The organism is Streptomyces sp. Y309, from assembly GCF_056712025.1.
The window spans coordinates 6,797,915-6,814,431 of the sequence record NZ_CM160048.1 but is presented as its reverse complement, the minus strand read 5'-3'; the positions used below and the strand labels follow the sequence as shown (position 1 = coordinate 6,814,431).

The following is a 16,517-nucleotide window of genomic DNA, read 5'->3' as shown; positions in this document are numbered from 1 at the left end:
GCGAGCGGGGGGCGGGAAGCCCACAGCGCAGCCGGGGCACCCCGGCGACCACAGCCACGGGCGGGCGGGTGGGAACCCGCCGCGCAGCGGCGGAACGGCTGCCGCCCAACGACAACGCCCACCCGACGGTCGAGGGTCGGCGAGGGTCTGGGGCACCCCGGCGACCACAGCCACGGGCGGGCGGGTGGGAGAACCGCCGCGCAGCGGCGGGACAGCTGCCGCCCCACGACGACGCCCACCCGACAGTCGAGGGCTGGCGGGGGCCGCGGGCACCCCGGCGACCAGAGTCACGGGCGGGCGGGTGGGAAACCCGCCGCGCAGCGGCGGGACAGCTGCCGCCCCACGACGACGCCCACCCGACAGTCGAGGGTCGGCGGGATCCGCGGCACCCCGGCGACCAGGGTCACGGGCGGGCGGGCGGGTGGGTGAGCCGCCGCGCAGCGGCGGGACGGTGGCCGCCGGTGCGGCAACGGTCGGTCACAGGTGCGCTGCAGTCTCGCAGGCCGGGCGCCCGCGGGGGACGGTGCGCCGGTGGGGGCTCGTAGACTCCCCCCGTGGACACGACCCTCAAGGACCCCCTCGTCGGGCAGGTGCTCGACGGCCGTTATCGCGTGGACGGGCGGATCGCGGTCGGCGGGATGGCCACGGTCTACCGGGCCGTGGACACCCGCCTCGACCGCGTGCTCGCGCTGAAGGTGATGCACCCCACGCTCGCGGCCGACACCTCCTTCGTCGAGCGCTTCATCCGCGAGGCCAAGTCGGTGGCCCGCCTGGCGCACCCGAACGTGGTCGGGGTCTACGACCAGGGCACCGACGGCCCGTACGTGTATCTGGCCATGGAGTACATCGCGGGCTGCACGCTCCGCGACGTCCTGCGCGAGCGCGGCGCCCTGCGCCCCCGCGCCGCCCTGGACATCCTGGAGCCGGTCCTCGCCGCCCTCGGCGCCGCGCACCGCGCCGGGTTCGTGCACCGCGACATGAAGCCGGAGAACGTCCTCATAGGGGACGACGGCCGCGTGAAGGTCGCCGACTTCGGCCTCGTACGGGCCGTGGACTCCGTCACGAACACCACCGGCACGGTGCTCGGCACGGTCTCCTACCTCGCGCCCGAGCAGATCGAGCACGGCACCGCGGACACCCGCGTGGACGTGTACGCCTCCGGGGTCGTGCTGTACGAGATGCTGACCGGCGCCAAGCCGCACGGCGGCGATTCGCCCGCCCAGGTGCTCTTCCAGCACCTCAACGAGGACGTGCCACCGCCCTCCGCCGCCGTGCCCGGCCTCGCCTACGAGCTCGACGAGCTGGTCGCGTCGGCCACCGCCCGCAACCCGGACCTGCGTCCGTACGACGCGGTGGCCCTGCTGGCGCAGCTCCGCGCGGCCCGGTTCGCGCTCACCGACGCGCAGCTCGACGTGGTCCCCCCGCAGGCGCGCGGCACGGAGCGGGACGGTCACGACACCTCCGACGACCGCACCAGCGTCATCCCGCGCGCGACGCGATCCGTACAACTCCCCCTGCCCACCACGCAGGAACCCCCGCACACGGAGGAAACGCGGGGGAACCGGCAGGACGGGCTCAGCCACACCAGCGTGCTGCGCACCCCGCCCCCCGTGGCCGCGCCCCCTGCGGCCCCGAAGTCGGCCGCGGCCCGCCTCCGCCAACGCCTCAACACCCGCCGCGGGATATCCGCGACGATAGCCGCCGTCCTGCTGGCCCTCTGCCTGGGCGCGGGCGTCTGGTACATCAACTCCGGCCAGTTCACGAAGGTCCCGCCGCTCCTCGCGAAGACGGAGGCCCAGGCCCGCGAGCGACTCGACGGCGCCGGACTCGACGTACGCAAGGTCAAGCGCGCCTACAGCGACACCGACAAGCGCGGCACCGTCATCGCGACGGACCCCGGCGTCGGCGAACGCATCCGGCACAACGGCAAGGTGACGCTGACCGTCTCCCTCGGCCCGGAGACCGTGAAGGTGCCGAACCTGAAGGGCACGCCGCTGCCCGACGCGAAGGACAAGCTCGACGACCTGGGGCTCGGCGCCGGCATGGTCACCAGGGCCTTCAGCAACGACGTCGCGAAGAACGCCGTGATCAGCACCGACCCGAAGCCCGGCCACGTCCGCAGGGCCGGCTCGGCCGTCGCGCTCGTCGTCAGCAAGGGCCGCGCGGTGGAACTGCCCGACGTGACCGGCGAGTCGGAGGACGACGCCCGCGCCGAGCTGGAGGAGGCCGGTCTGAAGGTGAAGATCGCGCCGTCCCGGGTCTTCTCCGACGAGGACAAGGGCGACGTCGCCAAGCAGTCCCCCGACGAGGACGGCAAGGACGTTCCCGAGGGCACGACGGTCACGCTGACGATCTCCAAGGGGCCGCCGATGGTCGAGGTCCCGGACGTGGAGGGCATGAAGGTCGACGAGGCCAAGGACGAGTTGCGTGCCGCCGGCTTCGACGTCAAGGAGGACCGGGGGCTGCTCGGGCTCTTCGGCGACACCGTCAAGGACCAGTCGGTGGATCCCGGGGACGAGGCCCCCAAGGGGTCGACTATCACCATCGAGATCCGCTGAGAACGGGGCCCTGCCGGGGGCTTCCCCAATCCCGCCCCTTCCCGAAACCGGGGGCTCCGCCCCCGGACCCCCGTATCGCCGCTCCGCGGCTCGTCCTCAAACGCCGGGCGGGCTAGAAGGGTGGGCGGGCGGGAGGGCAGAGCCCCCAGTTCGGGCCCCGCCCCGGACCGTGCCACCCTGGTCCGAATGAGCAGCAAGAAGTCCCCCATCGGCAGCCACGTCCCCGTCGCCGGCGGGCTCGCCTCCGTCGGTCTGGCGTACGCACGCGACATCGGTGCCGAAACCGTGCAGGTCTTCGTCGCCAACCCGCGCGGCTGGGCCACCCCGCCCGGGAACCCGAAGCAGGACGAGGCGTTCCGCGCCGCCTGCGCGGCCGAGGGCATCCCCGTGTACGTGCACGCGCCCTACCTGATCAACTTCGGCTCGCACACCGAGGCGACGGCGGAGAAGTCCGTGGAGTCGCTGCGGCACTCGCTGCGCCGGGGCCGCGAGATCGGCGCGCTCGGGGTCGTCGTGCACACCGGTTCGGCGACGGGCGGCCGGGAGCGCGAGGTGGCGCTGCGCCAGGTACGCGAGCGGGTGCTGCCGCTCCTGGACGAGCTGACGCACGACGACGACCCGTTCCTGCTGCTCGAGTCCACGGCCGGGCAGGGCGCGTCGCTGTGCTCGCGGACCTGGGACTTCGGGCCGTACTTCGAGGCCCTGGACGCCCACCCGAAGCTCGGTGTCTGCCTGGACACCTGTCACATCTTCGCGGCCGGGCATGACCTGACCGGCCCCAGCGGCATGAAGCAGACCCTCGACCTGCTGGTCGACACGGTCGGCGCGGGCCGCCTCAAGCTGGTGCACGCCAACGACTCCAAGGACGTGGTCGCCGCCCACAAGGACCGTCACGAGAACATCGGCGCCGGGCACATCGGCGCCGACCCCTTCCGTGAGCTGCTCACCCACCCGGCGACCGACGGCGTACCGCTGATCATCGAGACGCCCGGCGGCAAGGTGGGGCACGCGACCGACGTGGCGCGCCTGAAGGAGCTCAGGGACGCTTGATCCTTTCCTCTGGTCCTTGAGGTGATCCTTCCCGCTTGAGGAATACCCCCCGGGGGTATACGGTTCTGCTGAGTGGCAGGAACCGCTATCTGACGTTGGGGGATTTCTCATGCAGCACGACGCGCACGCGGAACACGAGCAGCACGCGGGACACCAGCACCACGCCGGGCACCAGCACCAGCACGACGCCCAGCACGGCATGGGCAAGGTGAGCTGGGCCATGGCCGCGCAGGCGACGCTGCACTGCCTCACCGGGTGCGCCATCGGCGAGGTGCTCGGCATGGTGATCGGCACCGCGCTCGGCTGGGGCAACGTGCCGACGATGGCGCTCGCGATCGTCCTCGCGTTCTTCTTCGGCTACGCGCTGACGCTGCGCGGCATCCTGAAGTCGGGCGTCGATTTCCGGACAGCCATCAAGGTCGCGCTCGCGGCCGACACCCTGTCCATCGCCGTGATGGAGCTGATCGACAACGGCGTGATCGCGCTGTGGCCGGGCGCCATGGACGCGCACCTCGCGGACGCGATGTTCTGGATCGTCCTCGCCATCGCGCTCGCCGCCGCCTTCGTGATCACCACCCCGGTCAACAAGTGGATGATCGGCCGCGGCAAGGGCCACGCGGTGGTGCACCAGTACCACCACTGACCAGCACAGACGGTGGCGCCAGGACTCAGAGCTCGGGGCCGTCCCCGGGCTCTTCCTGGTACGAGTAGCGCTGCTCCCGCCAGGGGTCGCCGATGTTGTGGTAGCCGCGCTCCTCCCAGAAGCCGCGGCGGTCCGCCGTCATGTACTCGACGCCGCGGACCCACTTCGGGCCCTTCCAGGCGTACAGATGCGGGACCACGAGCCGGAGCGGGAAACCGTGCTCCGCGGTGAGCAGTTCGCCGCCCTTGTGCGTGGCGAAAATCGTGCGCTCGGCGGCGAAGTCGTCCATGCGCAGATTCGAGCTGAAGCCGTACTCCGCCCACACCATGACGTGGGTGGCCTGGGGCGCGGGCGGCGCGAGCGCGAGCAGATCGCGGGCGAGCACCCCGCCCCACTCGGCGCCGAGCATGCTGAACTTCGTGACGCAGTGCAGATCGGCCACCACCGAGGAGTACGGCAGGGCCGAGAACTCCTCATGGGTCCAGCAGTGCTTCTCGCCGTCGGCGGTGGCACCGAAGACCCTGAACTCCCAGCGCTCGGGGCGGAACTTGGGCACCGGGCCGTAGTGCGTGACCGGCCAGCCGCGCTGCAGTCGCTGCCCCGGCGGAAGCTCCGATTCCGCTACTTCTCGAGATGTGCGACCCACCGGCTGACCCATGCCTCCATCCTGACAGACCGCACGAGGTGGACGTGACCAGGTATGCACGGATTCGGGCAACTCCTACTAAGCGTGCACTTACTGGACGCCCCCGGATGCCGATGCAAAGATGCGCGCTACCTGCCCAGTCACCCGCTTGGAAGGAGCCTCTGCGATGCAGGGCGACCCCGAGGTCATCGAATTTCTCAATGAGCAGCTGACCGCCGAGCTGACGGCGATCAACCAGTACTTCCTGCACGCAAAGATGCAGGAGAACTTCGGCTGGACGAAGCTCGCCAAGTACACCCGGTCCGAGTCGTTCGACGAGATGAAGCACGCGGAGGTGCTGACCGACCGGATCCTGTTCCTCGACGGTCTGCCCAACTACCAGCGGCTGTTCCATGTGCGCGTGGGCCAGACCGTCACGGAGATGTTCCACGCGGACCGGCAGATCGAGGTCGAGGCGATCGACCGCCTCAAGCGCGGCATCGAGGTGATGCGCGCCAAGGGCGACATCACGTCCGCGAACATCTTCGAGTCGATCCTCGAGGACGAGGAGCACCACATCGACTATCTCGACACCCAGCTGGAGCTGGTCGAGAAGCTCGGCGAGCCGCTGTACATCGCGCAGGTCATCGAGCAGCCGGACAGCTGACGCACCCCGTAGGGGCGCGGGAAACTGCGCGCTCGGCGACAGCGAGTCCGCAGCCGCGACCGTGCGGAGAGCCCCGAGCTCTCAGGCGGCTTCAGCCACATCGGAGAGCACCGGCTCGCCCTGGTCCGCGAGCTCCCGCCGAGGACAAGCACTCCGGCCCAGGAGCGCCTGAATGCGCCGCACGCACGACCCGCAGTCGGTACCCGCCTTGCAGGCCGACGCTATCTGCCGGGGCGTACAGGCGCCGTCCTCCGCGTGCTGCTTCACCTGCGCCTCGGTCACCCCGAAGCAGTTGCAGACGTACACGCGGTTCACCTCCCGGTACAGGATCCATCGGTAGCGCCGTCCCGATTGATCGGTGAGGCTAACCTAACCTTACCCGCGACCCCGGACCCACAAAAGTCCCGGGTACGCCGGTGGGGCACGGATCACATGGATCCGCGCCCCACCTGTACGTAGGTACGTGCCGTGGCTACTGGTCCCGGTACATCTCCGCCACCAGGAACGCCAGGTCGAGCGACTGGCTGCGGTTGAGCCGCGGGTCGCACGCCGTCTCGTAGCGCTGGTGCAGGTCGTCGACGAAGATCTCGTCGCCGCCGCCCACGCACTCCGTGACGTCGTCGCCGGTGAGCTCGACGTGGATGCCGCCCGGGTGCGTGCCGAGCGCCTTGTGGACCTCGAAGAAGCCCTTGACCTCGTCGAGCACGTCGTCGAAGCGGCGGGTCTTGTGGCCCGATGCCGCCTCGTAGGTGTTGCCGTGCATCGGGTCGGTGATCCAGGCGACGGTCGCGCCGGAGGCGGTGACCTTCTCGACCAGCTCGGGGAGCCGGTCGCGGATCTTGTCCGCGCCCATCCGGACGATGAACGTCAGGCGGCCGGGCTCGCGGTCCGGGTCGAGGCGGTCGATGTACTGCAGCGCGTCCTCGGCCGTCGTCGTCGGGCCGAGCTTGATGCCGACCGGGTTCCGGATCTGCGAGGCGAACTCGATGTGCGCGCCGTCCAGTTGGCGGGTGCGCTCACCGATCCAGACCATGTGGCCGGAGACGTCGTAGAGGCTGCCGGTGCGCGAGTCCACGCGGGTCAGCGCCGACTCGTAGTCGAGCAGCAGCGCCTCGTGCGAGGCGTAGAACTCGACGGTCTTGAACTCCTCCGGGTCGGCCCCGCAGGCGTGCATGAAGTTCAGCGCCTGGTCGATCTCGCGCGCCAGCTGCTCGTAGCGCTGGCCCGACGGGGACGACTTCACGAAGTCCTGGTTCCAGGCGTGCACCTGGCGCAGGTCCGCGTAGCCACCGGTGGTGAAGGCGCGCACCAGGTTGAGCGTCGACGCGGAGGCGTTGTACATCCGCTTCAGGCGCTCGGGGTCCGGGACGCGGGCCTTCTCGGTGAAGTCGAAGCCGTTGACGGAGTCGCCGCGGTACGTCGGCAGGGTCACGCCGTCGCGGGTCTCGGTCGGCTTGGAGCGCGGCTTCGAGTACTGCCCCGCGATGCGGCCGACCTTCACGACCGGCACGGAGGCGGCGTACGTGAGGACGGCGCCCATCTGGAGCAGGGTCTTCAGCTTGTTCCGGATGTGATCGGCGGACACTCCGTCGAAGGCCTCGGCGCAGTCGCCGCCCTGGAGCAGGAACGCCTCTCCCTTGGCGACAGAGGCCAGTCGGGCGCGCAGCTGGTCGCACTCGCCCGCGAAGACGAGCGGCGGATACGACTCGAGGTCCGCGATCACATCGCGCAGAGCCTCGGCATCGGGGTACTCGGGCTGCTGCGCCGCGGGCAGGTCTCGCCAGGTGTTGCCAGCGCTCGCGCTGGTCTTAGCGTTCACGGTCACGCGTCAACCCTACGGGGTCCGCACCGCCGTCCAGTCATCCGCTCACAAAGTGAGACGGTCCGACAGCAGGCGCGCGGCCTCCCGCTCGGCCGCGTTCGGCGCCCTCAGGGCCAGGTCACGGTGGGTGCGGCGCAGCATCAGGCGGGCCATGAAGGGGTGGGCGAGCCGGACCACGGACCAGTAGAGGCGGCCGCGGCGGGTGTCGGGGCGGGCGAACGTGCTGAGCGTGACGTGCTCGTCGTCGACCAGGATGGAGGCGCGTGCCGTCAGTCCTGCGATGTCGATCTGGAGCAGCAGCTCCCCGTCCGCGCAGCCGAGGACGGGGAAGTCCTCGCGGAGCATGCGGGACCAGGCGCGCGGGTCGCGGGGCAGCCCGGGGAGCATCCGCATGCGGTACGCGTCCTCGTACGCGGGCCGGTCGAGGGCGCCGCGGAGCAGCCGGGCCCCTTCGGGCACGGGGACCGTCTCGGGCCGGTCCCAGTCGAGGGCGTTCAGCAGCCGCACCCGCCGCGACCAGCGCACGGGGTGCGCGCAGCCGCCCGTCGCCATCCGCTCGACGTTGTCGAGGACCTCCTCGACCATCGTCCCGTGGACAGGACGGACGACCGTCGGCCACAGGATCCGCTCCATGCCGCGCGGCTCGGTCTCCAGGACGTGCCGCACACGGCAGCGCCGCTCCCCCAGCGGCTCGACGGAGATCTCGTGGAAGCCGCCCGCCGGCTCGGTGAAGTCGAAGCGCACGCGGCGGCCCGGTTCGTACTCCGTGACGCGATACCGCACCGGGCCGTGGCCGCCGGTGGCGCCGACCGCGAGCGGCCGGTCGAAGGTCATCGCGGGCCAGGCCGGGGTCGGGAAGATCGGGTCGTCCGCGGCGGAGAGCCGGTCGAACAGCGCCCCGACGGCCGCCGCCGGGGCCTCGATCACTCGCTCGTGTTCATTGCGTACGACACTCACGACGCACCTCCATACGCTGGCGTATGGTCAACCGTACGGTACCGTACGGTCATGGCGCAACGGCAGAAGAAGACGGCGGCCGCGGACGCGCGGAAGGGCCCGGCGAAGTCCCGGCTCTCCGCGCAGGACTGGGCCGACGCCGCGCTGGTGGCCATCGGTGAGGGCGGGCTCGCGGCCGTCGCCGTGGAGCCGCTCGCGGTCCGGCTCGGCACCACCAAGGGCAGCTTCTACTGGCACTTCGCGAACCGTGACGCCCTGATCGAGGCGGCCCTCGACCGCTGGGCGGAGATCAACACCGAGGGGATCATCAGCGAGGTCGAGGCGGAGCCGGACATCCGCGCGCGCGTCCGGCTGCTGTTCGCCGAGGCCGTCAGCTCGGCGTCCGCCGACCCGCTGGAGGTCTCGCTGCTCGCGACCGCCTCGCACCCCAAGGTCGCGGCGGCGCTGCGCCGGGTCACCGAGCGCCGGGTGGCGTACGTCGCCGGCCTCTTCGCCGACCTCGGCTTCCCCGCGGCCGAGGCGCGCCGCCGCGGGCTGCTCGCGTACACGGTGTATCTGGGCCACGCCCAGCTCGGGCACGCGGCGCCGTCGGTGCTGCCGGGCGAGGACGAGTTCGGCGCCTATCTGGACGAGGCGCTCGACGTCCTGATGAGGCGCTGAGGCCCACGGCCGCGGCGCTGAGGCCCACGACGATGCGCTAGGGTGCGGGGCATGTTCGCGCATTCGACCCGCACCTGGTGGTGGCCCGCTCTCCCGGCGGCCCACTGACTGCGCGTACCAACGCATCGAGAAGGCCGCCCGAGGGGCGGCCTTCAGTGTTTTCCGGGGCACTCCGGAAGCGCACCGGGCCGGGCCGTTCCTCTCGCACCGCTCACGAGAAGGAACGACACCCATGGACCTGCGAAATCTGCTGACCGACGACCGCCCCTTCGCCCTGCTGCGCCGCCGCACTCCCGGTCGCGACCACGACACGGTGGAGGTCCTGCTCGGCCCTGTGGCGGCGTACGACCGCCTCGCCGACATCCCCGAAGGGCTCGCGCTCGTGCCCTTCCGGCAGATCAGGGAGCGCGGCTTCGAGGCGACGGACGACGGCACGCCGCTCGCCGTCCTCACCCCCGAGGAGTCGTACGAACTGCCGCTCGCCGAAGCCCTGTCGGCGCTGCCCCGCCACGACGTGCGCGTCGAAGCAGGCGCCTTCGACGTGAGCGACGAGGCGTACGCGCACACCGTCGGCCGGGTGCTGCGCGAGGAGATCGGCAGCGGCGAGGGCGCGAACTTCGTGATCCGGCGGACGTACGAGGGCCGGATCCCCGGGTTCGGGCGGGCGGACGCGCTCGCGCTGTTCCGGCGGCTGCTCGTCGGTGAGCGCGGGGCGTACTGGACGTTCGTCGTGCACACCGGGGACCGCACGCTGGTCGGCGCGAGCCCCGAGGTGCATGTGCGGATGTCCGGCGGGACGGTCGTGATGAACCCGATCAGCGGGACGTACCGCTATCCGCCCGAGGGCCCGACGGCCGACGGCCTGCTGTCCTTCCTGGCCGACGGCAAGGAGACGGAGGAGCTGTCGATGGTCGTCGACGAGGAGCTGAAGATGATGTGCACCGTCGGCGACCGGGGCGGGGTGGTCGTCGGGCCCCGGCTGAAGGAGATGGCCCATCTGGCGCACACCGAGTACGAGTTGCGGGGCCGCTCGACACTGGACGTGCGGGACGTGCTGAAGGAGACGATGTTCGCGGCGACGGTCACCGGCTCGCCGGTGCAGAACGCGTGCCGGGTCATCCGGCGGCACGAGTCGGGCGGGCGGGGCTACTACGCGGGCGCGCTCGCCCTGGTCGGGCGGGACGCCAACGGCGCGCAGACCCTCGACTCGCCGATCCTCATCCGCACCGCCGACATCGACGCGCGCGGCGGGCTGCGGGTGCCGGTCGGGGCGACGCTGGTGCGCGGCTCGGACCCGGCCGGCGAGGTGGCGGAGACGCACGCGAAGGCGGCGGGCGTGCTTGCCGCGCTCGGGGTGCGGCCCGGGCGCCCGCGGCACGAGGGCGCGCGGCCCGCGCTCGCCGACGATCCGCGGGTGCGGGCGGCCCTGGACGGGCGGCGGGCGGGGCTCGCGCCGTTCTGGCTGCGGATGCAGGAGCAGGCGGACGAGCTGTCCGGGCACGCGCTCGTGGTCGACGGGGAGGACACGTTCACGGCGATGCTCGCGCATGTGCTGCGCTCGTCGGGCCTGACGGTGACCGTGCGGCGGTACGACGAAGGGGGCCTGGCGGACGCCGTGTTGAGGCACGAGGGCCCGGTCGTGCTCGGCCCCGGCCCCGGCGACCCCTCCGACACCGGCGACCCGAAGATGCGGTTCCTGCGGGCGCTCGCGGCGGAGCTGATCCGCGGTCACCGGCATGCGGTGCTCGGGGTGTGCCTGGGCCACGAGCTGATCGCGGCCGAGCTGGGCCTGGAGATCGTACGCAAGGAGGTCCCGTACCAGGGCGCGCAGACGGCCGTCGACCTGTTCGGGCGCACGGAGACCGTCGGGTTCTACAACAGTTTCGTGGCGCGCTGCGACGACGAGGCCGCGGCGGAGCTGGCCGCGCACGGCATCGAGGTCGGCAGGGACCGGGTGAGCGGTGAGGTGCACGCCGTGCGCGGGCAGGGGTTCGCGGGCGTGCAGTTCCACCCGGAGTCGGTGCTCTCGCTGCGCGGGACCGGGATCGTGCGGGAACTGCTCGGTCAGCTCGTGGCCACCGCGGGGACGAGCACGTTCTCGGAGCGGCGGCCCGCCTGATAGTCTAGGACGTTCTGGACGGTGGTCTCGACGATCTGGCTCACGGCGTCGACGGTGTAGTACGCCTGGTGCGAGGTGACCACGACGTTCGGGAAGGTGACGAGGCGGGCCAGGGTGTCGTCCTCGACGGCCTCCAGGGACTTGTCGAGGAAGAAGAGCCCGGCCTCGGCCTCGTACACGTCGAGGCCGACGCCGGTGAACCGGCCCGCGCGCAGCTCGCGCACGAGGGCGTCGGTGTCGATCAGGCCGCCGCGGCTGGAGTTCACGAGGATCGCGTCGTCCTTCATGGCGCGCAGGGCGCTCGCGCCGATGATGTGCCGCGTCGCGGGCAGCAGCGGTACGTGCAGGCTGATCAGGTCGGACTCGGCGAACAGCCGCTCCTTCTCGACGTACTTCATGCCGAGCTCGGCGCAGGCCGGGTTCTGAGCGACGTCCCAGCCGAGCAGATTCATGCCGAAGCCGTGCGCGATCCGGGTGAAGGCCTCGCCGATCTTGCCGGTGCCGAGGACGCCGGCGGTGCGGCCGTGCAGGTCGCGGCCCATCAGGCCGTCGAGGCGGAAGTCGAAGTCGCGGGTGCGGTTGCTCGCGCGGACGATGCGGCGGTTGACCGCGGTCGCCAGGGTCCAGGCGAACTCCGCGACGGAGTACGGCGAGTAGTACGAGACCCGGGCGACCGTCAGGCCCAGGCGCTCGGCCACCTGGAGGTCGATGTTGTTGAAGCCGGTGGAGCGCTGGGCGATCATCTGGGTGCCGCCGGCGGCGAGCGTCTGCAGGACGCGGTTGTTCAGGCTGGCGTTGACGCTGGTCGAAATGATCTCGTAGCCGGCGGCGATGGGGGCGGTGTCCTCGTTCAGGAAGACGTCCAGGCAGCGGATGTCGTGGTGCGGGGCGAAGGCCTTCTCGATGAGGGGGCGCTCGTCCGCCTGGACGCCGAAGGCGAGGATCTCCACGGGGTCACTCCCGTTTGGGGTACGCAGGTCCTGTACAGGGCGAATATACGTTTCCGGAGGTTCCGGCGCCCCACGAGACCGCTTGCCCGGCGCCGTGGGCTGTGCCCACCCGTGCCGCCCCTGGCGGCCCAGCTGCCCACAGCGGGGAACGGCGCACTGCCTGGAAACGGGTGGGTGGGTGGGAAGAAATCGGCGTCAGCCGAAGAAGACGCCCACCTCCTCGTAGAGGGTGGGGTCCACCGTCTTGAGGCGGGCCGTTGCCTCGGCGATGGGGACGCGGACGATGTCCGTGCCGCGCAGGGCGACCATCTTGCCGAAGTCCCCGTCCCGGACGGCGTCGATCGCGTGCAGGCCGAAGCGGGTGGCGAGCCAGCGGTCGAAGGCGCTGGGGGTGCCCCCGCGCTGGACGTGACCGAGGACCGTCGTACGGGACTCCTTGCCGGTGCGCCGCTCGATCTCCTTGGACAGCCATTCGCCGACACCGGAGAGCCGGACGTGCCCGAAGGAGTCGAGCGTGCCGTCCTTCAGGACCATCTCGCCGTCCTTGGGCATCGCCCCCTCGGCGACGACGACGATCGGCGCGTACGAGGCCTTGAAGCGCGAGGTCACCCAGGCGCACACCTGGTCGACGTCGAAGCGCTGCTCCGGGATGAGGATGACGTTGGCGCCGCCCGCGAGCCCGGAGTGCAGCGCGATCCACCCCGCGTGGCGGCCCATGACCTCCACGACGAGGACGCGCATGTGCGACTCGGCGGTGGTGTGGAGACGGTCGATGGCCTCCGTGGCGATGCCCACGGCGGTGTCGAAGCCGAAGGTGTAGTCCGTGGCGGACAGGTCGTTGTCGATGGTCTTCGGTACGCCGACGACGGGCACGCCGTACTCGTCGGTCAGGCGCGCGGCGACGCCGAGGGTGTCCTCGCCGCCGATGGCGATGAGCGCCTCGACCTCGTGCTTGGCGAGGTTCTCCTTGATGCGCCGGATGCCGTTCTCGACCTTGAGGGGGTTGGTGCGCGAGGAACCGAGGATGGTGCCGCCGCGGGGCAGGATGCCGCGGACGGCCGGGATGTCGAGCTGGACGATGTCGCCTTCGAGCGGTCCGCGCCAGCCGTCGCGGAAACCCAAGAAGTCGTACGCGTACTCCTGAACGCCCTTGCGGACGACGCCCCGGATGACGGCATTGAGCCCGGGGCAGTCGCCGCCTCCGGTCAGAACTCCGACCCGCATGGAAATGTCCCTTCGCCACAGTTGCGCTGACGCGGGCCACGCTAATGGTGATCCGCGTCACTCCGGCATGGGACGAACGGTGAATTCCGGGACGAGATCCGGGAGTTGTGGTGGAGAGGGCGGGTCGGGTTCACCCGAAGGAGGGCACGCCCCCGGCGCACGCGGGCCCGGAGCGTCACGCTCCGGCGGACTCGTCGGTGTCGAGGCCGCGCTCGATGGCGTACCGCACGAGCTCCACGCGGTTGTGCAACTGGAGCTTGCCGAGGGTGTTCTGGACGTGGTTCTGCACCGTGCGGTGCGAGATGACCAGGCGCTCGGCGATCTGCTTGTAGCTGAGGCCCTTGGCGACCAGGCGGAGCACCTCGGTCTCGCGGTCGGTCAGGCGCGGGGCGCCCGGCTCGTCGGGCGTGGCGGGCGCGGGCTCGGAGGCCAGGCGCCGGTACTCGCCGAGGACCAGGCCCGCGAGGCCGGGCGTGAAGACCGCGTCGCCGACGGCCGTGCGGCCCACGGCGTCGATCAGCTCGGCGGTGGACGCCGACTTCAGGAGATACCCCGTGGCGCCGGACTTGACGGCCTCCAGGACGTCCGCGTGCTCGCCGCTGGCCGACAGGACGAGGACGCGCAGCGCCGGGTTGGCGCCGACGAGTTCCTTGCACACCTGCACGCCGGGCTTCAGCGGCAGGTTCAGGTCCAGGACGAGGACGTCCGGCGCGGCGGCCTGCGCGCGGCGCACCGCCTGTTCGCCGTCGCCCGCGGTCGCCACCACGTCGAACCCGGACTCGGCCAGGTCCCGGGCGACGGCGTCGCGCCACATCGGGTGGTCGTCGACGACCATCACCTTGACGGGCGCGGCGGCGCCCGCCGGGTCCACCCCGTCCGTGTGCTGCTCGTGTTCGCTGCTCATCGCGTTGTCTCCGCCTTCCCCCGTACGTCCTCCCGCGCGGCGCGCGGCACTCTCAGTTCCACTTCCGTGCCCTGGCCGGGCACCGAGATCAGCTCGGCCGTGCCCCCGATGTCCCGCAGCCGTCCCCGGATGGACAGCGCGACGCCGAGCCGCCCCTCCCCCTCGGCCTGCGCGAGCCGCCCCTCCGGGATGCCGGGGCCGTCGTCGCGCACCGTCACGACGACGGCGTCCGGCTCGTCCTCGACCAGGATCCAGGCGCGGGCGTCCGCCCCGGCGTGCCTGCGGACATTGTCCAGGGCGGCGCCGACGGCGGCCGTGAGCTCCCTGGCCGCGCGCGGCGCGAGCGGCACCACGGCGCCGGGCTCCGACAGGGTGACCAGCGACCCGGCGTACGGCGCGAGCAGGGCGCGCAGGTCGCACGTCGCGGCGCCGGTGAGGCCGTCGCCGGGTTCGTCGGCTTCCTCGACGGCGCGGACGACGGCGCCCTCGGAGACGTCCTCCGAGGCGTACGAGGTGCGGACCAGGCCGCCGGCGACCAGGGTGCGCAGGGCGACCTCCTGCTCGCCGGCCATCCGGCCGAGCTCGGCCGCCTCGCCGCCGATGGCGGTGCCGCGGCGCTGCACCATCGCGAGGACCTGGAGGACGCTGTCGTGGATGTCGCGGGCGAGCCGCTCCCGCTCGCGCGTCGCGGCCTCGATCTCCAGGGCGCGGGCGAGGGTGCGCTCCGAGGCGCGGGCGACCTCCACGACGTATCCGATGGCGATGGAGGCGATGCAGACGAGGAGGACGTTGTGGACGGTGTCGCGGCTGAACGCGCCGCGCTGCACCACGTTCGCGACGCCCACGAGCAGCGAGGCGAAGGCCGCCCAGCGCCAGCCGCCCTTGATCGCGAAGGCGAGCACGGAACCGGCCGTCCATATGGACGGCAGCGTCGGCCCGCCGTCGACGACCCGCCAGTGCTCGACGGCGACCGGCGTCAGCAGGATGCCGGTGAGCGCCACCCCGAGGTCGACGGCGAGGAACCGCTTGGTGCAGCTCGCGGCGCCCGCGACCTTGGGGATGGTGGCGAGGGTCCAGACGGCGAGCACCGCGTAGTAGGCGATGGCCAGCCAGGGACGGGCGAAGGTCTCGTACGTGGCAACGAAGAGGCCGATGGCGTACAGCATGGTCAGCACGCGGTACGCGGTCAGGGCACGCCATAGAGGCTGCTCGACCGACATTCTCATGACTCTCTCGCGCCTGGCCATCAACCCACCCCACAGGGCGCGCTCGTGCGCCCCTCTCACACCGACGCGGCTACGAGCCGGACCGTTCCCTGTCGGCCCGGCCGGTGCCCGGCGCGTCGTCGCGCTCGTCGTCGTCCAGCGTGCCGTGCGGGACGGCGCCGCCCTCGATCCGCTGCCTGGCGGCCGCCGCGGCCTGCTTGGCCGCGGCCTCCTTCTTGGCCGCCTCTTCCTTCTTCGCCGCTTCCTTCGCGGCTTCCTTCTCCGCCTTGGCCGCCTCCGTGAGCTGACGCTTCGCGGCGGTCGCGTAGATGTCGACGTACTCCTGGCCGGAGAGCTTCATGATTTCGTACATGACCTCGTCGGTCACGGCCCGCAGCACGAAACGGTCCTGCTCCATGCCCTGGTAGCGGCTGAAGTCCATGGGCTTGCCGATGCGGATGCCGGGCCGCATCAGCTTCGGCATCACCTTGCCGGGCGGCTGGATCTTCTCGGTGTCGATCATCGCGACGGGGATGACGGGCGCGCCGGTGGCGAGCGCCACGCGCGCGAGGCCGCCGGGCTTGCCCCGGTAGAGCCGCCCGTCGGGCGAGCGCGTGCCCTCGGGATAGATGCCGAAGAGCTCGCCGCGCTCCAGGACGTCGATGCCGCTCTTGATGGCGGCCTCGCCCGCGCCGCGCGCCCCCGAACGGTCCACCGGCAGCTGGCCGACGCCCTTGAAGAAGGCGGCCGTCATGCGGCCCTTGATGCCGGGCGTCGTGAAGTACTCGGCCTTGGCGATGAAGGTGACCTTGCGGTCGAGGACCGCGGGCAGGAAGAAGGAGTCCGAGAAGGACAGGTGGTTGCTGGCCAGGATGGCGGGGCCCTCGGCGGGAATGTTCTCGAGGCCTTCCACCCAGGGCCTGAAGGCGAGCTTCAGGGGCCCTCCGATGGAAAGCTTCATTGCGCCGTAGATCAAACCGAGTGCCTCCTGTGTCTGTGGATCAGACCATAACCCGAGCGGCGCCCGCGCTCCTCCGGGAGCCGGTCCGGCGGCCCCCGCCGGTGGCGGTGCCCGCGGTGTCCGGTGTGGGCGACGGCCCTGGTCGGTGTCAGTCCGGTCGCGTACCGTGAAG

General features: G+C 71.7%; 16 protein-coding genes. 7 read left to right on the top strand and 9 right to left on the bottom strand.

Annotated features, from left to right (window positions below; genetic code table 11):
• The first annotated feature begins 554 nt into the window (after positions 1-554).
• The 3 genes from pknB (at position 555) to AC0KTA_RS28205 (ending at position 4,251) form a co-directional block, all read left to right on the top strand.
• Entirely contained in the window at positions 555-2,558 is a 2,004-nt protein-coding gene (gene pknB, locus AC0KTA_RS28215) for a Stk1 family PASTA domain-containing Ser/Thr kinase (protein WP_481051024.1), read from the top strand.
• Between the two features lie 186 nt (positions 2,559-2,744).
• Positions 2,745-3,608 carry a deoxyribonuclease IV gene (locus AC0KTA_RS28210; protein WP_481051023.1) on the top strand — a complete coding sequence of 288 codons (864 nt, stop codon included), beginning with the start codon at positions 2,745-2,747 and terminating at the stop codon, positions 3,606-3,608.
• Between the two features lie 109 nt (positions 3,609-3,717).
• Entirely contained in the window at positions 3,718-4,251 is a 534-nt protein-coding gene (locus tag AC0KTA_RS28205) for a DUF4396 domain-containing protein (RefSeq protein WP_481051022.1), read from the top strand.
• Positions 4,252-4,276: 25 nt separating this feature from the next.
• Here AC0KTA_RS28205 and AC0KTA_RS28200 read toward each other — a convergent pair whose 3' ends face one another.
• Positions 4,277-4,909 carry a sulfite oxidase-like oxidoreductase gene (locus AC0KTA_RS28200; RefSeq protein WP_481051021.1) on the bottom strand — a complete coding sequence of 211 codons (633 nt, stop codon included), beginning with the start codon at positions 4,907-4,909 and terminating at the stop codon, positions 4,277-4,279.
• Between the two features lie 154 nt (positions 4,910-5,063).
• Between AC0KTA_RS28200 and bfr the strand changes: the two genes are divergently transcribed.
• Positions 5,064-5,543 (top strand): bacterioferritin, encoded by a 480-nt coding sequence (bfr, locus tag AC0KTA_RS28195; RefSeq protein WP_481051020.1) that lies wholly within the window; start codon positions 5,064-5,066, stop codon positions 5,541-5,543.
• An 81-nt stretch (positions 5,544-5,624) separates the two neighbouring features.
• Here the strand turns inward: bfr and AC0KTA_RS28190 are convergent, their stop codons facing one another.
• From AC0KTA_RS28190 to AC0KTA_RS28180, 3 genes are all read right to left on the bottom strand, one after another.
• Positions 5,625-5,849, bottom strand: a complete 225-nt coding sequence (locus tag AC0KTA_RS28190) for a (2Fe-2S)-binding protein (RefSeq protein ID WP_481051019.1) — start codon at positions 5,847-5,849, stop codon at positions 5,625-5,627.
• A 166-nt stretch (positions 5,850-6,015) separates the two neighbouring features.
• Positions 6,016-7,368, bottom strand: coding sequence for a class II 3-deoxy-7-phosphoheptulonate synthase (locus tag AC0KTA_RS28185; RefSeq protein ID WP_481051018.1), 1,353 nt, complete (start codon positions 7,366-7,368; stop codon positions 6,016-6,018).
• A 42-nt stretch (positions 7,369-7,410) separates the two neighbouring features.
• Entirely contained in the window at positions 7,411-8,322 is a 912-nt protein-coding gene (locus tag AC0KTA_RS28180; RefSeq protein ID WP_481051017.1) for an SRPBCC family protein, read from the bottom strand.
• Positions 8,323-8,373: 51 nt separating this feature from the next.
• Between AC0KTA_RS28180 and AC0KTA_RS28175 the strand changes: the two genes are divergently transcribed.
• From AC0KTA_RS28175 to AC0KTA_RS28165, 3 genes are all read left to right on the top strand, one after another.
• Complete coding sequence (locus tag AC0KTA_RS28175; RefSeq protein WP_481051016.1) at positions 8,374-8,982, top strand: TetR/AcrR family transcriptional regulator; 609 nt, start codon at positions 8,374-8,376, stop codon at positions 8,980-8,982.
• A gap of 51 nt (positions 8,983-9,033) precedes the next feature.
• Entirely contained in the window at positions 9,034-9,090 is a 57-nt protein-coding gene (locus tag AC0KTA_RS28170) for a trp operon leader peptide (protein ID WP_106968013.1), read from the top strand.
• A 124-nt stretch (positions 9,091-9,214) separates the two neighbouring features.
• Positions 9,215-11,101 carry an anthranilate synthase family protein gene (locus tag AC0KTA_RS28165; protein ID WP_481051015.1) on the top strand — a complete coding sequence of 629 codons (1,887 nt, stop codon included), beginning with the start codon at positions 9,215-9,217 and terminating at the stop codon, positions 11,099-11,101.
• On the opposite strand, the gene AC0KTA_RS28160 is transcribed toward AC0KTA_RS28165, so the two are convergent.
• The 5 genes from AC0KTA_RS28160 to AC0KTA_RS28140 all read right to left on the bottom strand — a co-directional run bounded on the left by AC0KTA_RS28160 (position 11,047) and on the right by AC0KTA_RS28140 (position 16,345).
• Positions 11,047-12,051, bottom strand: coding sequence for a 2-hydroxyacid dehydrogenase (locus AC0KTA_RS28160; protein ID WP_481051014.1), 1,005 nt, complete (start codon positions 12,049-12,051; stop codon positions 11,047-11,049). The genes AC0KTA_RS28165 and AC0KTA_RS28160 overlap by 55 nt on opposite strands.
• Before the next feature lie 195 nt (positions 12,052-12,246).
• Positions 12,247-13,275: a 6-phosphofructokinase gene (locus AC0KTA_RS28155; RefSeq protein WP_481051013.1), complete on the bottom strand. Its 1,029-nt coding sequence runs from the start codon at positions 13,273-13,275 to the stop codon at positions 12,247-12,249.
• 175 nt (positions 13,276-13,450) lie between these two features.
• A complete protein-coding gene (locus AC0KTA_RS28150) occupies positions 13,451-14,179 on the bottom strand; it encodes a response regulator (protein WP_481051012.1) in 729 nt (242 codons plus the stop codon).
• Positions 14,176-15,426 (bottom strand): MacS family sensor histidine kinase, encoded by a 1,251-nt coding sequence (gene macS / locus AC0KTA_RS28145; protein WP_481051011.1) that lies wholly within the window; start codon positions 15,424-15,426, stop codon positions 14,176-14,178. The genes AC0KTA_RS28150 and macS overlap by 4 nt, the downstream gene beginning before the upstream one ends.
• A gap of 49 nt (positions 15,427-15,475) precedes the next feature.
• A complete protein-coding gene (locus AC0KTA_RS28140; protein ID WP_481051010.1) occupies positions 15,476-16,345 on the bottom strand; it encodes a lysophospholipid acyltransferase family protein in 870 nt (289 codons plus the stop codon).
• Between the last annotated feature and the right edge of the window lie 172 nt (positions 16,346-16,517).

What these genes read in the sequence shown, in the direction of transcription:
- AC0KTA_RS28210 (WP_481051023.1), top strand. Translation starts at nt 2,745, where the DNA reads ATGAGCAGCAAGAAGTCCCCCATCGGCAGCCACGTCCCCGTCGCCGGC.
- AC0KTA_RS28205 (WP_481051022.1), top strand. Translation starts at nt 3,718, where the DNA reads ATGCAGCACGACGCGCACGCGGAACACGAGCAGCACGCGGGACACCAG.
- AC0KTA_RS28200 (WP_481051021.1), bottom strand. Translation starts at nt 4,909, where the DNA reads ATGGGTCAGCCGGTGGGTCGCACATCTCGAGAAGTAGCGGAATCGGAG.
- bfr (WP_481051020.1), top strand. Translation starts at nt 5,064, where the DNA reads ATGCAGGGCGACCCCGAGGTCATCGAATTTCTCAATGAGCAGCTGACC.
- AC0KTA_RS28175 (WP_481051016.1), top strand. Translation starts at nt 8,374, where the DNA reads ATGGCGCAACGGCAGAAGAAGACGGCGGCCGCGGACGCGCGGAAGGGC.
- AC0KTA_RS28165 (WP_481051015.1), top strand. Translation starts at nt 9,215, where the DNA reads ATGGACCTGCGAAATCTGCTGACCGACGACCGCCCCTTCGCCCTGCTG.
- AC0KTA_RS28155 (WP_481051013.1), bottom strand. Translation starts at nt 13,275, where the DNA reads ATGCGGGTCGGAGTTCTGACCGGAGGCGGCGACTGCCCCGGGCTCAAT.
- AC0KTA_RS28150 (WP_481051012.1), bottom strand. Translation starts at nt 14,179, where the DNA reads ATGAGCAGCGAACACGAGCAGCACACGGACGGGGTGGACCCGGCGGGC.
- macS (WP_481051011.1), bottom strand. Translation starts at nt 15,426, where the DNA reads ATGGCCAGGCGCGAGAGAGTCATGAGAATGTCGGTCGAGCAGCCTCTA.
- AC0KTA_RS28140 (WP_481051010.1), bottom strand. Translation starts at nt 16,345, where the DNA reads ATGAAGCTTTCCATCGGAGGGCCCCTGAAGCTCGCCTTCAGGCCCTGG.